Source organism: Actinoalloteichus caeruleus DSM 43889 (assembly GCF_000429185.2).
GTDB classification, from domain to species: Bacteria; Actinomycetota; Actinomycetes; order Mycobacteriales; family Pseudonocardiaceae; genus Actinoalloteichus_B; species Actinoalloteichus_B caeruleus.
Window position 1 is genome coordinate 3,587,714 of record NZ_AUBJ02000001.1, and the last position, 13,159, is coordinate 3,600,872.

13 protein-coding genes are annotated in these 13,159 nt (G+C 71.8%); 7 read left to right on the plus strand and 6 right to left on the minus strand.

Translation table 11 applies throughout. The features are described 5' to 3' along the window. Positions 1-11: 11 nt before the first annotated feature. Positions 12-863 carry a GNAT family N-acetyltransferase gene (locus G443_RS25500; RefSeq protein WP_155886024.1) on the plus strand — a complete coding sequence of 284 codons (852 nt, stop codon included), beginning with the start codon at positions 12-14 and terminating at the stop codon, positions 861-863. Positions 864-875: 12 nt separating this feature from the next. Beyond that, positions 876-1,907, plus strand: a complete 1,032-nt coding sequence (locus G443_RS13900) for an NADP-dependent oxidoreductase (protein WP_051313365.1) — start codon at positions 876-878, stop codon at positions 1,905-1,907. A gap of 91 nt (positions 1,908-1,998) precedes the next feature. On the opposite strand, the gene G443_RS13905 is transcribed toward G443_RS13900, so the two are convergent. Next, on the minus strand, positions 1,999-2,829 hold the full coding sequence (locus G443_RS13905; RefSeq protein WP_026417478.1) for an ergot alkaloid biosynthesis protein: 831 nt from the start codon (positions 2,827-2,829) through the stop codon (positions 1,999-2,001). After that, the gene (locus tag G443_RS13910; RefSeq protein WP_026417479.1) at positions 2,826-3,239 is read right to left on the minus strand and encodes a nuclear transport factor 2 family protein; all 414 of its coding nucleotides are present in this window, start codon (positions 3,237-3,239) and stop codon (positions 2,826-2,828) included. The genes G443_RS13905 and G443_RS13910 overlap by 4 nt, the downstream gene beginning before the upstream one ends. A 97-nt stretch (positions 3,240-3,336) precedes the next feature. Here G443_RS13910 and G443_RS13915 point away from each other — a divergent pair, with 97 nt between their 5' ends. The 5 genes from G443_RS13915 to G443_RS13935 all read left to right on the plus strand — a co-directional run bounded on the left by G443_RS13915 (position 3,337) and on the right by G443_RS13935 (position 7,327). Then, a complete protein-coding gene (locus G443_RS13915; RefSeq protein WP_245588679.1) occupies positions 3,337-3,984 on the plus strand; it encodes a TetR/AcrR family transcriptional regulator in 648 nt (215 codons plus the stop codon). 170 nt (positions 3,985-4,154) lie between these two features. Beyond that, on the plus strand, positions 4,155-4,430 hold the full coding sequence (locus tag G443_RS13920; protein WP_026417480.1) for a helix-turn-helix transcriptional regulator: 276 nt from the start codon (positions 4,155-4,157) through the stop codon (positions 4,428-4,430). Further along, on the plus strand, positions 4,427-5,083 hold the full coding sequence (locus G443_RS13925) for a hypothetical protein (protein WP_026417481.1): 657 nt from the start codon (positions 4,427-4,429) through the stop codon (positions 5,081-5,083). The genes G443_RS13920 and G443_RS13925 overlap by 4 nt, the downstream gene beginning before the upstream one ends. A gap of 127 nt (positions 5,084-5,210) precedes the next feature. Then, positions 5,211-6,122, plus strand: coding sequence for an ABC transporter ATP-binding protein (locus G443_RS13930; protein WP_103055789.1), 912 nt, complete (start codon positions 5,211-5,213; stop codon positions 6,120-6,122). After that, positions 6,119-7,327 carry an ABC transporter permease gene (locus G443_RS13935; protein WP_030104304.1) on the plus strand — a complete coding sequence of 403 codons (1,209 nt, stop codon included), beginning with the start codon at positions 6,119-6,121 and terminating at the stop codon, positions 7,325-7,327. Before G443_RS13930 ends, G443_RS13935 begins: the two co-directional genes overlap by 4 nt. 434 nt (positions 7,328-7,761) lie before the next feature. Here the strand turns inward: G443_RS13935 and G443_RS13940 are convergent, their stop codons facing one another. The 4 genes from G443_RS13940 to G443_RS13955 all read right to left on the minus strand — a co-directional run bounded on the left by G443_RS13940 (position 7,762) and on the right by G443_RS13955 (position 13,158). After that, a complete protein-coding gene (locus tag G443_RS13940) occupies positions 7,762-9,066 on the minus strand; it encodes a citrate synthase (RefSeq protein WP_030104305.1) in 1,305 nt (434 codons plus the stop codon). A 926-nt stretch (positions 9,067-9,992) separates the two neighbouring features. After that, positions 9,993-10,982, minus strand: a complete 990-nt coding sequence (locus G443_RS13945; RefSeq protein ID WP_026417485.1) for a carbohydrate kinase family protein — start codon at positions 10,980-10,982, stop codon at positions 9,993-9,995. A gap of 1 nt (position 10,983) precedes the next feature. Further along, complete coding sequence (locus G443_RS13950; protein ID WP_026417486.1) at positions 10,984-12,198, minus strand: amidohydrolase; 1,215 nt, start codon at positions 12,196-12,198, stop codon at positions 10,984-10,986. A gap of 48 nt (positions 12,199-12,246) precedes the next feature. Continuing rightward, complete coding sequence (locus tag G443_RS13955) at positions 12,247-13,158, minus strand: aldose 1-epimerase family protein (protein ID WP_026417487.1); 912 nt, start codon at positions 13,156-13,158, stop codon at positions 12,247-12,249. Between the last annotated feature and the right edge of the window lies 1 nt (position 13,159).

The following is a 13,159-nucleotide window of genomic DNA, read 5'->3' on the forward strand; positions in this document are numbered from 1 at the left end:
GGTGCGTCGCGGTGCCTGGCCACCACCGCCGCCCCGGCGGGATGATGCCGGTCGTGCGTCCACTCCTCACGCCCGGCGAGGTGGCCGAGGCGACCGACGACCCGCTGCTCCGCTGGGCGTCCCAGGTGCTGACCCCCTCCTACCCCCGTTCCGGCGGGTCCGCGTGGCGGCTCGGTGGGGTCGTCGCCGTGGTCGCCCCTGGCCTGTTCCGCCGCGACCGGCTCGTGCTCGGTGGGACCGACCTCGACACCGCCTCGGCTCGGACCCTGTTCCGCCAGCTCGGGCAACGGGCGGGTCCGGCGTTCCGGCTGACGGCGTCCGAGGGCCTCGCCGAACTCCTGTTGGCCGCCGACGACCACCGGGGCCGGTTGGTGTCCTGGGGGTGGATGGACATCGCGGCTCCCCAGCCGGGGGCACCGGGCGCGGGTTCGGTGCGGTGGCTGTCGGCCGGGGAGCTGCCCGAGGCGGCGGAACTGCTCCGCCGGGCCAACCCGGATTCCTGGCTGTGGCCGGGCGATCCGGCCGCGACCCGGTGGGCGGGCCGGTGGGACGCCGGGGGCCGGCTCGTGGCCGTGGGCGCGGACTCCTGGCCCGCGCCGGGCGTGTCCCTGATCGCCGGGGTGGCGACCTGCCCGACGGCCAGGGGCCGGGGCTTGGGCGGCGCGGTCACCGGTTTCCTGCGGGACGCCCTGCTGCGGGAGGGGACGGCCGCGCTGATGGTCGACTCGACTAACACCACCGCGATCCGGGTATACGAGAGGCTCGGCTTCCGCTACCGCCGCCTGGCCAGCATCGAGCCAGCCCCCGTGCCGGCCGGCCCGGCCGGGCGAACGGGGACGTCATCGTCAACGGGTTCGTCATGAAGGAGTGGTTCCGTGTCCGCCGAACAGCACACCGTCCCCGAGTCGGCCCGGGAGGTCCGGTTGGCGTCCCGCCCGTCGGGCTGGCCCACGCCGGAGAACTTCGACCTCGCTGAGGCCCCGGTCCCCCGGCCTGGGCCCGGCGAGCTGCTGGTCCGCAACGTGGTCATGAGCGTCGACCCCTACATGCGGGGGCGGATGAACGCCGGCAGGTCCTACGTCTCCCCCTTCGAGCTGGGGAAGCCACTGGAGGGCGGGGCGGTGGGCCGGGTGGTGGAGTCCCAGGCGGAGGGGGTGTCCCCCGGCGACCTGGTGTCACACCAGCTGGGCTGGCGGGAGTGGGCGGTGGTGCCGGCCGACCGGGCACTGCCCGTTCCGGGCGGTCCGGAGGACCCGGCGCCGGGGACGTTCCTGGGCGTGTTGGGCATGACCGGGCTGACCGCGTACGTCGGCCTCGCGGAGATCGCCCAGCAGCGGGCCGGTGACGTGGTCTTCGTCTCGGGCGCGGCCGGGGCGGTGGGCTCGGTGGCGGGCCAGATCGCGGCGCTGCGGGGGGCGGCGAGGGTGGTGGGCAGCGCGGGTTCCCCCGAGAAGGTCCGCTACCTGACCGAGGAGCTGGGTTTCGACGCGGCCTTCGACTACAAGGACGGCCCGGTGTCCGAGCAGCTCGCGGAGGCCGCGCCGGACGGCATCGACGTGTACTTCGACAACGTGGGCGGCGACCACCTGGAGGCGGCGATCGGGGCGATGCGCACCGGGGGGCGCATCGCGATGTGCGGGGCCATCTCCGCCTACAACGAGACGGAGCCCCCGCCCGGCCCCCGCAACCTGGGTCTCATGGTCGGACGGCGGATCACCGCGCGGGGCTTCATCGTCGGTGATCACATCGACGTGCGGGAACGGTTCCTGGGGGAGGTCGGTGAGTGGGTGCGGACCGGCCGGCTGCGGCACCGGGAGACGACCATGTCCGGGCTGGAGCGGGCGCCGGAGGCGTTCCTGGCGATGCTGCGCGGCGAGAACATCGGGAAGATGCTCGTGGAGCTCTGAGTTCGGCCCCGCCTCCCCGCCGCCGACCGGGGCGGGCGCCGGAGGCAGGCGGCCGGGACGCCCAGGCGTCCCGGCCGCGCGGGCGTCAGGGTCAGGGGCCGTTGGGCCCCGAAGCGGCGGACACCACCTCCCGGAACGGCCGGGGTGGGCGCCCGGTGAGGTCCCGGACGACGGTGGTCGTCCGGTCCTCCGCGCCGTCCGCGATCGCCGCGTCCATCGCGGCGAGGACGGTGGCGAACTCCGACGGGACGCCGGCGTCCGCGAGCCTCCCGGCCAGTTCGATGACGCTGACGCGGCGGTGGCGCACCGGACGCGAGGTGACCTCGCTGAGGGTCGCGGCCACGTCGTCGTAGCTGAGGCACTCCGGCCCGGTGATGACGTGGTCGGTGTTGTGGGGCGTGGGGTCCAGTAGGGCGCTGACCGCCACCTCGGCGATGTCCTCGGCGGCGACGAAGGCGACCCGACCGTCGCCGGTGGCGCTGACGATCTCCCCGTGGTCCCTGGCCGAACGCGCGTGGGGGTGGTGGCCGGTGAAGTTCTCCATGAACCAGGACGGCCGGAGCACCGCCCACTCGGCGAACAGCTCCCCCAGGCGGGCGTGCGCCGCGCCCAGGCCCGGCCCGCCCGCCGGGATGGCGGACGAGCTGAGCAGCACCACCCGTCGGACGCCGCCCCTGGCCGCGAGTTCGAGGAACGGCCCCATGACCGGCATCGGGTCGGGGTCGCCGACGGGCGCGACGAGGTACACCGCGTCGGCTCCGCTGAGGGCGTTCCGGTGGGTGGAGGCGTCGTACCAGTCGAAGCGGACCCGATCCCCGGTCCCGTTCCTGCTGGCCACGCGGTTCGGACACCCGCGTTCCCGCAGTTCCCTGGTGACCAGGCGGCCCGTGGTGCCGGTGCCACCGATGACGAGGACGGTCACCGCTCGCCCCCCTCCCCGCCTTCGGGCTGGAAGGCGAGGGGGTTCCAGTAGTCGCGGTGGTGCTGGATGCGCCCGTTCCGGGTGGAGAGCACGGTGACGTACCGCGCCTGGTACGGCCGGCCGGTGGGCACGACGAGGCCGTTGGCGGTGAACTCCACGATGATGGTGCCCGGGTCGTCCGTCCGGTGCGTGATGGTGTCGGTGATCTCCCGGACGTCGAGCCGGTTGGGGTAATCGCGCAGGTACTCGTGGATCGCGGCCCGCCCTTCGAGCCGGCGTGGCGCTCCGGGTGGCGCGAAGGGCAGCTCGAGGACGGCGTCGTCGGCGTAGAGGTCGACGAAGCCGGCCATGTCGCCGGCGAGCAGGGAAGCGACGCCCCGGTGGAGGAGGTCGGCGGGATCGTCTGGCACGGGTGGCCCCTTCGTGGTCGCGTTCCGGACCAGTACGATCCGGACTGACAGTCCACTACGTTATCGGACCGACGGTCCGGTTGTAAGGGGGCACCCGGTGCGTGCCGATGCCGAACGGAACCGAGAAGCCGTCCTCCGGGCCGCCGGGCGGCTCTTCGACGCGACCGACGACCCGGAGCGGGTGTCGATGGACGACATCGCGGCCGAGGCCCGGGTGGGCAAGGGCACGCTCTTCCGCCGGTTCGGCGACCGGGCGGGCCTGATCCGGGCGCTCTACGAGGAGCGCACGGAGCGGCTGCGCACATCCCTGGCGCCAGATCCCGCGCGGAGCCCGCTGGAGAACGTCACACTCCTCATGACCGCCACCCTCCGTTTCAAGTCCGAGAACCGCGCCCTGGCGCGGGCCCTCGAGAACCAGGGAAGCGGGAGCCCGTACACCAACGCCGGCTACGACCACTGGCACCGTCAACTCGCGGAGCTGATCGCCGAGGCGCGTGGCCCCGAGGCCGCCGACTTCCTCGCCCACGCCCTCCTCGCGGCGGTGCGCAGCGACCTCGTCGCCCACCTCGACGACTGGCCGGCCGAGCGGGTACGAGCCGGAGTCGCGACCCTGGCCGCCTCGGTGATGGGTCAGCCCACGGGAACGGGGCCGGCGGGCATGGCAGCCGCGCCCGAACGCCTCGCCGCGGCGGACGCGGGGACGAGCACCGCACCGCCCGAGATCGCCAGCCCGGACGCGACATGACGTCGAGAACGAGCGATCACGACCAGCCCGCGCCCCCGGACACCACCACCGCCAGACGAGTGAAACGAAGGAACGAAACCCGGGTCACCTCTCCACCGGATTACTACTCCGAGTAGCGACTCTGCCGATCAAGTTGTCATCCTGTTGGGTTTTTGCAACACTCCCACCCCATGAGCCCAGTGCGGCGAGGAGCCAGTCGGCCCATCCACAACCGACTGGCCGTGCTCCGGGCGGAACGCAGGATGAGCAGGACGGAACTGGCGAAGGCGGTGGAGGTGAACCCGCAGACGGTAGGCGCGCTGGAACGCGGCGACCACTACCCGAGCCTGGACCTCGCGATGCGGATCTGCGAGGTCTTCGACCTCCCCGTGGAGGCGGTCTTCAGCCGCCAGCCGTTCGCTCCGCTGTCTCAGGCGGTCTACCGCCCGGTGAGGAGTGAGCGGTGAGGGGCATCGCCGGCAGGGCACGGGAGTGGAGCGAGTACAGCGCCGAGGCGCAACACCGGTGGCGGGAACGCCAGTCGTCCTGGTTCCCCTCGTTGCGCCAGCGGCGGCGCCGCCGCGCCGCGGTGCTGTGCCACGCCCTGCTGGCCGCGTCCCTGGTGGTGACCACGGCGTCGGTCGACTCGCTCGGCGACGCGTTCCTCCTCGTCTACCTGCCCGTCTACCTGCTGTGCGTGCTCAGCTGGTTCCTGCTGCGAGTGCTCACCAACACCATCGCGGAGTCGATGACGACCACCCTGGACGAGTGGGAGCGGACGCTCCGGGACCGCCTGACCCACGTCTCCTTCCAGTTGGTGATCCCCGCGAACCTCTGCGTCGCGGCGTACCTGGTCGTCACCGCGGACTCGCCGCGCTCGGCGGTGAGCGGGGCCGCGGTGCTCGCGGCCGTGACGTTCCTGTTGGCCTGCCTGCCCACGGTCCTGCTCGCCTGGATGCTGCCCGACGAGGACGCCGACATCGTCGACGTCCCTCCGGTGCCGCCGGCCGACGCTGGCCCGTCCCGCCCCACTGAGCCCACGCCGCCGGGGGAGGCGGACGGCTGCCAGGGCGCCACCACCAGCACGCGCGAGGGACAGCCCGTGGGAATGGGCAACTGAGGGCGGGCGGCCGTCGAGGCGCTCCGCGTCCGGCCGCGACCGCCACCCCGGCCCCGCCCACGCGGGTGGAGCCGGCACACGGACCCGCCGGTGAACACGACCGGCCTAGCTGGGGAGAGGAATTGGTGTGACCCCATCGATGTTGGAGTTCGACCGGCTGACCAAGAGGTACGGGGAGCGCACCGCGCTGCGGGAACTGAGCTTCTCCGTCGCCGCGGGCGAGCTCTTCGGCTTCGTCGGCAGCAACGGCGCCGGCAAGACCACCACGATGCGCATCGCGCTGGGTGTGCTGGCCAGCGACTCGGGCGAGGTGCGGTGGAAGGGCGGGGCGGTCGACCTCGCCGTGCGCGCCCGCATCGGCTACATGCCGGAGGAGCGCGGCCTCTACCCGAAGATGAAGGTGGGCGAGCAGCTGGTCTACCTGGCGCAGATCCACGGCATGGGCGGCCGCGCGGCGCAGTCCGCGATGGAGGCCTGGACCGAACGGCTCGGCGTGGCCGAGCGCCGTGGTGACGAGGTGCAGAAGCTGAGCCTGGGCAACCAGCAGCGGGTCCAGCTGGCCGCCGCCCTGGTGCACGACCCCGAGGTCCTGATCCTGGACGAACCGTTCTCCGGTCTCGACCCGGTGGCGGTCGAGGTCATGAGCGGGGTCCTGCGCGAGAAGGCGGCCGAGGGCTGCCCGGTGGTCTTCTCCAGCCACCAGCTCGACCTCGTCGAACGGCTGTGCGACCGGGTGGGCATCATCCGGGGCGGCGAGATGGTCGCCTGCGACACCGTGGAGGCGCTGCGCAGCCAGGGCAACCGCCGGGTGCTGGTGGTGGCGCCCCGGGCGGGTGCGACCTGGGCCGAGGGCGTTCCGGGGGTCACCACCCTGGAGGCGGACGGCGGCCGGTTCCTCGTCGAGCTCGACGACTCCGCCGACGACCAGGCGCTGCTCCACGCCGCGCTGGCCACCGGCCCGGTCCACGAGTTCGCCACCCAGCAGCAGACCCTCACCGACCTGTTCCGCAACGTCGTCACCCAGGAGGTCGCAGCATGAGCGCCCCCACCCAGCAGCGGCAGGTGGGCGCGGCCCAGGGCACCTGGTTGGTGGCCCGCCGCGAGATCACCACCCGCGTGCGGTCGAAGGCCTTCATCTTCGGGACGCTCGCGATCATCCTCGCCATCGGCGGTTACATCGCGCTCATCTCCTTCCTGGGCAACGGCGAGAGCACCAGCCGGGTCGGGGTCACCTCGGACACCGCGGTGATCGGTGAACAGCTCACCGTCGCCGGGGACGCCCTCGGGCAGACCATCGAGGTGGAGGACGTCACCGACGCCGCCGCGGCCGAGCAGCGGGTCCGGGACGGCGACCTCGACGTCCTGCTCACGGGATCGCCGAGCGAGCCGGTGGCGGTGGTCGATGAGGAGCTGGACACCCAGCTCAACGGGGTCCTGACCGCCGTGGTGCAGCAGCAGGCGCTGAACGAGCGGATCAGCGAGGCCGGACTGGACCCCGTCGCCGTCCAGCAGGAGGTCGCCGGCACCACCGTCGAGGTGCGGGCGCTCGGCCAGGTCGACGAGGACCTGGGCCAGCGGCTGATGCTCGCCGTCGCCTCCGCCTTCCTCCTGTACATGGCGGTGATCCTGTACGGGTCGATGGTCACGATGGGCGTCATCGAGGAGAAGGCGAGCCGGGTCGTCGAGCTGCTGCTGTCGACCCTGCGGCCCTGGCAGCTCATGCTGGGCAAGGTCCTGGGCATCGGTACGGTCGGGCTGATCCAGGTCGCCGCGATCGGGATCGTCGGGGTGGTCGCGGGCGTCGCGCTGGACGCGTTCACCCTCCCCGGCGCGGCGGCGCTGACCATCCTCTCGACGGTGATGTGGTACCTGCTCGGGTTCCTCTCCTTCGCCGCGCTCTTCGCCACCGCGGGTTCGCTGGTGTCGCGGCAGGAGGACGCCAGCAGCGTCACCACGCCGATCACCCTGCTGGCGGTGCTGCCGTTCGTCATCGGTTTCCCCCGCCTGATGAACGACGCCAACGACACGGTGTCGGCGGTGTTGTCCTACGTCCCGCTGTTCTCGCCGACCCTGATGTCGACCAGGACCGCGCTGGGTGTGGCCGAGCCGTGGGAGATCGCACTGGCTGTCGCGCTGTCGATCGCCGCGACCGGTGTCTTCGTCTGGGTCGGTGGCCGGTTGTACAGCAACGCCGTGCTCCGCACGGGCAGCCGGGTCAAGCTCCGCGACGCGCTGCGCGGCTGAACCCGGGAGGAACACCAGGGCGGCCCGGCCGGATCACTCCGGCCGGGCCGTCGTCGTTCCGGGTCGTCGGCCTCGGGGACGACGGGGGGACCGCGCTCGCTCCCACCGGGCGGGCCAACCCGGGACCGGACCACGAGTGGGGCGGGTGCTGGCCGGAGCGGACCGGCGACCGCGAGGTCGCGGGGGAGGTCGACCAGCCGGTGCGGGGGCACGTCCGCGCCCGGACGGCTCCGGTCGAGGGGTCGCGCCCTCGGGTCCGGCGTGGTGCCGCCGGCGAGGTCCGCCCCCGGCATCCGAGGACGACGGCGGCCCTCCGCCCGAGGTCGGGGCGGGGAGGGGCCTCGGCTCACCGGGTCGGGACGCGCGTGGGCCCCTCAGGACTCCCGACACCCTGAGGGGCCCACGGCGCGCCCGCCGGCGCTGGTGCGAGCGGCTCAGCGCTCGTCGATGGCCACGAACTCGCGTTCGGTGTAGCCGGTGTACAGCTGGCGCGGCCGGCCGATCTTGCGCACCGGGTCGTTGATCATCTCGCGCCACTGGGCGATCCAGCCGGGAAGCCGGCCGAGCGCGAACAGCACGGTGAACATCCGCGTCGGGAAGCCCATCGCCTTGTAGATCAGGCCCGTGTAGAAGTCGACGTTCGGGTACAGCTTCCGCTGCACGAAGTAGTCGTCGGAGAGGGCGCGCTCCTCGAGCTTCATCGCGATGTCCAGGAGCGGGTCGTTCACGCCCAGCTTGCCCAGGACCTCGTCGGCGGTGCGCTTGACGATGGCCGCCCTGGGGTCGTAGTTCTTGTAGACCCGGTGGCCGAAGCCCATCAGCTTGACCCCGGCCTCCTTGTTCTTGACCCGGTTCACGAAGGTGTCGACGTCGCCGCCGTCCTTGTGGATGCCCTCCAGCATCTCCAGCACGGCCTGGTTGGCGCCGCCGTGCAGCGGACCGAAGAGCGCGTTGATGCCGGCCGAGATGCTGGCGAACAGGTTGGCCTCGGAGGAGCCGACCAGGCGGACCGTCGAGGTGGAGCAGTTCTGCTCGTGGTCGGCGTGCAGCACGAAGAGCAGGTCCAGCGCCTTCACCAGCGCCGGGTCGACGTCGTAGGGCTCCGCCGGCAGGCCGAAGGTCATGCGGAGGAAGTTCTCCACCAGGCCGTGGGAGTTGTCCGGGTAGAGGAACGGCTGGCCGACCGACTTCTTGTACGCGTACGCGGCGATGGTCGGCAGCTTGGCCAGGAGGCGGATCGTGGAGATCTCGACCTGCTCGGGGTCGAGCGGGTTCAGGCTGTCCTGGTAGAAGGTCGACAGCGCGGACACCGCCGAGGACAGCACCGGCATCGGGTGCGCGTCCCGGGGGAAGCCGTCGAAGAACCGTTTCAGGTCCTCGTGCAGCAGGGTGTGCCGCTGGACCTTCTCGGTGAATTCGTCGAGTTCGGTCTTCGTGGGCAGCTCACCGTAGATGAGGAGGTAGCTGACCTCGAGGAAGTTCGACCGCTCGGCGAGCTGCTCGATCGAGTAACCACGGTACCGGAGAATTCCGGCGTCACCGTCGATGTAGGTGATGGCGGAGGAGCAGGCCGCGGTATTCACGAAGCCCGGATCCAGCGTCACCAGCCCCGTGTCCGCGAGCAGCTTCTTCACATCAACACCCGGTGCGCCTTCGGCCGGGGAGATCAACGCCATCTCGTGGTCGCTGCCCTGGTGGCGCAGCGCAACGGAACGATGGGCATTCGCGTCGGCGGGCATGCGAGTCCCTCTCACACTCGGACGAGACGACGCGCAGGCGAGTGGGATCGCCACCTCCGGCCGCAGGGGCCCGGCCGGGCTGGCCACCGGTCGCACGTCAGCACCGCCTCGTCGGGGTCCTGTCGTTGCTCACGCTAGTCGCCGAATTCCCCCTCGCCTACCCGTGGTGTTCACCAGAAGGCCCAGGTGGGACCACCGTCACATGCCGTGGCCGAGCGGGGTGTGATCTGCCGCGCACCAGGGCGGGGAACGCGCTCCCCCGGGCGCTCCGGAGGGGCGGCCGCACCCCGACGGGCACCCTCAGGATGGCGCTCCCCGAGAACGAGAGGGGCATCACACTCCGCACCCGAACGCGCACCCACGGCGTCCAGCCCACTCGTGTGGGTGACGGTGTCGCTCAAGCAGAGCAGCCCGAGACGTTCCCCCACTTCTCCGCCTATCTGATGACGGCGCCACGGACGAGTGAGGACCATAAAACGCTCCGCATGCAGCCCGAGTCGACTACGGACAGTCGTGGCGTCATTCGTTCGACACGACGGGCCGCGCAATCCTTCCCACGCCGGATCACCCTTCGTGCAGGGCAGTCACGAAACGTGACGATCATGCTGCCGTTTCGGGTGACGACAACAACGGATCAACGAGATAGCTTTCCTTCTGCGGCCGCAACGTGAAAAAGAATCGGAATCGGAATCACTCCAGGTTAGGTGAAACGCTGTGATCATCATTGACTCTCTGATCAACCTGCTGGTCAACCTCGGAATCGACATTCTCTGATCCAGCGGTGAACGAGGCCGGGAGATCGCGAACCGTTTCCTCAGCCCGAGGAATTCGGCCGTGACGATCTCCCGGCGCTCGCGGGGACCTCGTCGACCTGTCCCGGAACTCCTTGTGCCCGGACACCGCCGGACCACCAGGTCAGGCAGGTGTCAGGAGTTCAACCTCCACCCGGCGAGGTCCCCGGACCGGGGTGGCTGCGCTCCCGGACGGGAGCAGGTGATCGCCGCCGCCTGGGCGGCGAAACCCAGCGCGCCCTCCCAGGCCTCCCGCCCCGCCGCGCGGAGCCGGTCGGGCGAGAGCAGCTCCCGGTCCTCCAGCCAGGCCAACAACGCGGCGCAGACCGTGTCGCCCGCTCCGATGGTGTCGACCACCTCGACGGGGACCCCCGGCACGCGGACGACCTCGTCATCCCCCGTGAGGGCGAGCAGCCCGTCCCCGCCCAGGGTGAGGACCACGGCGGCGGGCCCCGCGCCCCGCCACTCCCGGGCGGCGGCCACCACCGCGGGCAACCCCTCCTCGGGGTCCTCGCCGAGCTCCACCCCGGCGAGCCAGGCGGCGTCCTCCACCGACAGCTTCAGCAGTCCGACGTCCGGCAGCCACCCGAGGAAGCGGCGCCGGTACGCGGCCGCGTCCTCGATCATCTCGGCCCTGATGTTCGGGTCGAGGGCCACGAGCGTTCCCCTGGCCGACTCCCGGCGCAACAGGTCCTCGTACCGGCTCGCACCGGGTTCGAGGACCATGCCCAGCGTGCCGAGGCACACCGCCCGAACCTCGGCCGGGAGCGGACCCGGGTCGGCGACCACCCGGTCGGCCGTGCCCTCCACGTAGAACGTGTACCGGGCCGAACCGTCCGCACCCAACCCCACCACCGCCAGCGTCGTGGGCTCCTGCCCCCGCTGGAGCAGCGACAGGTCCACTCCCGACGAGTCGAGCCGGTCGACCAACGCGCGCCCGAAGGCGTCCTCGGACACCCTCGACAGGAACGCGACCCTGGTGTCCAGCAACGCCAGCGCGATGGCCACGTTGTACGGACCGCCGCCCAACCGAGGGGACAGGTCCGCCAACTCCGTGGTCCCGGACGGCTCGGGACGCGCGGCCGGCACCAGGTCGACCAGTGCCTCACCTCCGACGACGATCACGTCACGCCTCGCGGTAGTAGGGGTCGACGACCACGTGCTCGCCCCGGGTCTCGTCGAAACGGGCGACCTCCCGCCCGTTGACGAACGTCCGCAGCGCCCGGTTCATGATGTCCAGCGGATCACCGGACCACAGCACCACGTCCCCGTCGAGACCGGGGCGCAGCGAGCCGACCCTGTCGTCCAGTCCCATGATGCTGGCCGGGTTCACCGTCAGGGAACGGAGCGCCTCGGCCGGGTCGAGCCCCTCCTTCACCGACAGCGCGGCCTGGTAGACGAGGAACTCGATCGGCACCACCGGGTGGTCGGTCATGATCGCGATCCGCACGCCAGCCCTGGCGAGGATGCCGGGGTTGCGCAGGCCCCGGTTGCGCACCTCGACCTTCGACCGGCTGGTGAACAGCGGGCCGATGATCACCGGGATGTCCCGCTCCGCCAGCAGGTCGGCGATGAGATGCCCCTCGGTGCCGTGGTTGACCACCAGCCGGTACCCGAACTCGTCGGCCAACCGGATCGCGGTGGCGATGTCGTCGGCGCGGTGCGTGTGCTGGCACCACGGGATCTCCCGGTCGAGCACCCGCACCAGGATCTCCGACGTCGCGTCCCGCTCGAAGGGGTCCCCCTTCTCCAGGGCCGCCGCCCGCTTCTCGCGGTAGTCCTGCGCCTTCAGGAAGGCGTCCCGGATGACGGCGGCCACGCCGAGACGGGTGGAGGGGAGGCGCTTCTGCTCCCCGTAGACCCGCTTGGGGTTCTCCCCGAGCGCGCTCTTCACGCTGACGGGATTCCGCACCAGCATCTCGTCGACGGTGCGGCCCCAGTTCTTCACGGCGACGGTCTGCCCGCCGATCGGGTTGCCCGAGCCCGGCTTGATGACCGAGGTGGTCACGCCCCCGGCCAGCGCGTCCCGGAACCCCTGCTCCGCCGGGTTGATCCCGTCGATCGCCCGCAGCCGGCCACCGTTGGGATCGGTCATCTCGTTGGTGTCGTTGCCGGCCCAGCCCTCGCCCTCCTCGTGCACGCCGAGGTGAGCGTGCGACTCCACGAAACCGGGGAGCACCCACTGGCCCGAGGCGTCCACGATGGACACCCCGGCGGGCACCTCGACCGACGAGTCCGGACCGACGGCCGTGATCCTGCCGTCCTGGATGAGAACGGTGCCGCCGCTGATCGGTTCCCCGTCAACCGGCACCACGTATCCGCCACGAATCGCCACATTCATGGTTAGCAACGCTAACGGAACCGGTCCCGGCCGCCGTCAGGCCCCGGCCTACACCGGCCGCATCCCCCAGGACCCGGTCCAGCGCTCTCCCGGGGCGACCGTGAGCAGGTCCGTACCGGAGTTGAGCGCGTCGGGCGGACTGGTCACCGGCTCGATCGCCACCGCGAGGCCCCGCCCGGGGTAGTCATCAGGGGTGAAGACCTGCACCCACCCGAACACCGGCTCCGCCCAGATGTCCACGCCGGTACCGTCCTGCGCCAGCACCTGGTGATGCACCAGTCCGTCCGATCCGGGCCGGCAACCGCCGAAGGCGGTGTCGAGACGCGTCGCCCCCAGCGGGCGCGGGACCCGGAAGTCGTGGTCGGTGCCGGCCACCGGGACCGGCGACCCGGTGGGCAACAGGCGATCGTCCACCGGCAGCCGCGTCTCGGCGGCGAGCCGGATCACGCAGTCCTCGGTGCGGGCATGCCCGGCGCGGGGGAACGGGTGGGCTCCGACGCCGAAGGGCGTCGGGCGGTCCCCGAGGTTCTCGACGCCGTAGGTGACGGTCAAGCCGTCGTCGGAGAGCGCGTAGGCGAGGGTCGCGGCCAGGGCGACGGGCCAGCCCGGCTGCGGGTTGACCGTGGTCGCGAAGAGGATCGACGAGGCGGTCCGCTCCCGGACCTCCCAGGACACGGTCCTGGTCAGGCCGTGGATGGCGTTGTTCCTCCTGGGTTCGGTGAGCGCGAGCTGCTGCGGTTCCCCGTCCAGGACCCACCGGCCGTCCGCCACCCGGTTCGCCCACGGCACCAGCTGCGTCCCCGATCCGTAGGGAGGCAGGACATCCTCGGGGTAGGTCTCGACCAGCGGCCTGCCGTCCACTTCGAACACCCGGATCGCGGCGCCGACCTCGGTGAGGACGCAGCGACTGGAACCGTGCGCGATCTCGAACTGGGTTCCGGTGACCGGACGAATGCTCATG

Coding starts and splice junctions, on each gene's coding strand:
- G443_RS13920 (WP_026417480.1), top strand. CDS start 4,155: ATGAGCCCAGTGCGGCGAGGAGCCAGTCGGCCCATCCACAACCGACTG.
- G443_RS13935 (WP_030104304.1), top strand. CDS start 6,119: ATGAGCGCCCCCACCCAGCAGCGGCAGGTGGGCGCGGCCCAGGGCACC.
- G443_RS13940 (WP_030104305.1), bottom strand. CDS start 9,066: ATGCCCGCCGACGCGAATGCCCATCGTTCCGTTGCGCTGCGCCACCAG.
- G443_RS13950 (WP_026417486.1), bottom strand. CDS start 12,198: ATGAATGTGGCGATTCGTGGCGGATACGTGGTGCCGGTTGACGGGGAA.
- G443_RS13955 (WP_026417487.1), bottom strand. CDS start 13,158: ATGAGCATTCGTCCGGTCACCGGAACCCAGTTCGAGATCGCGCACGGT.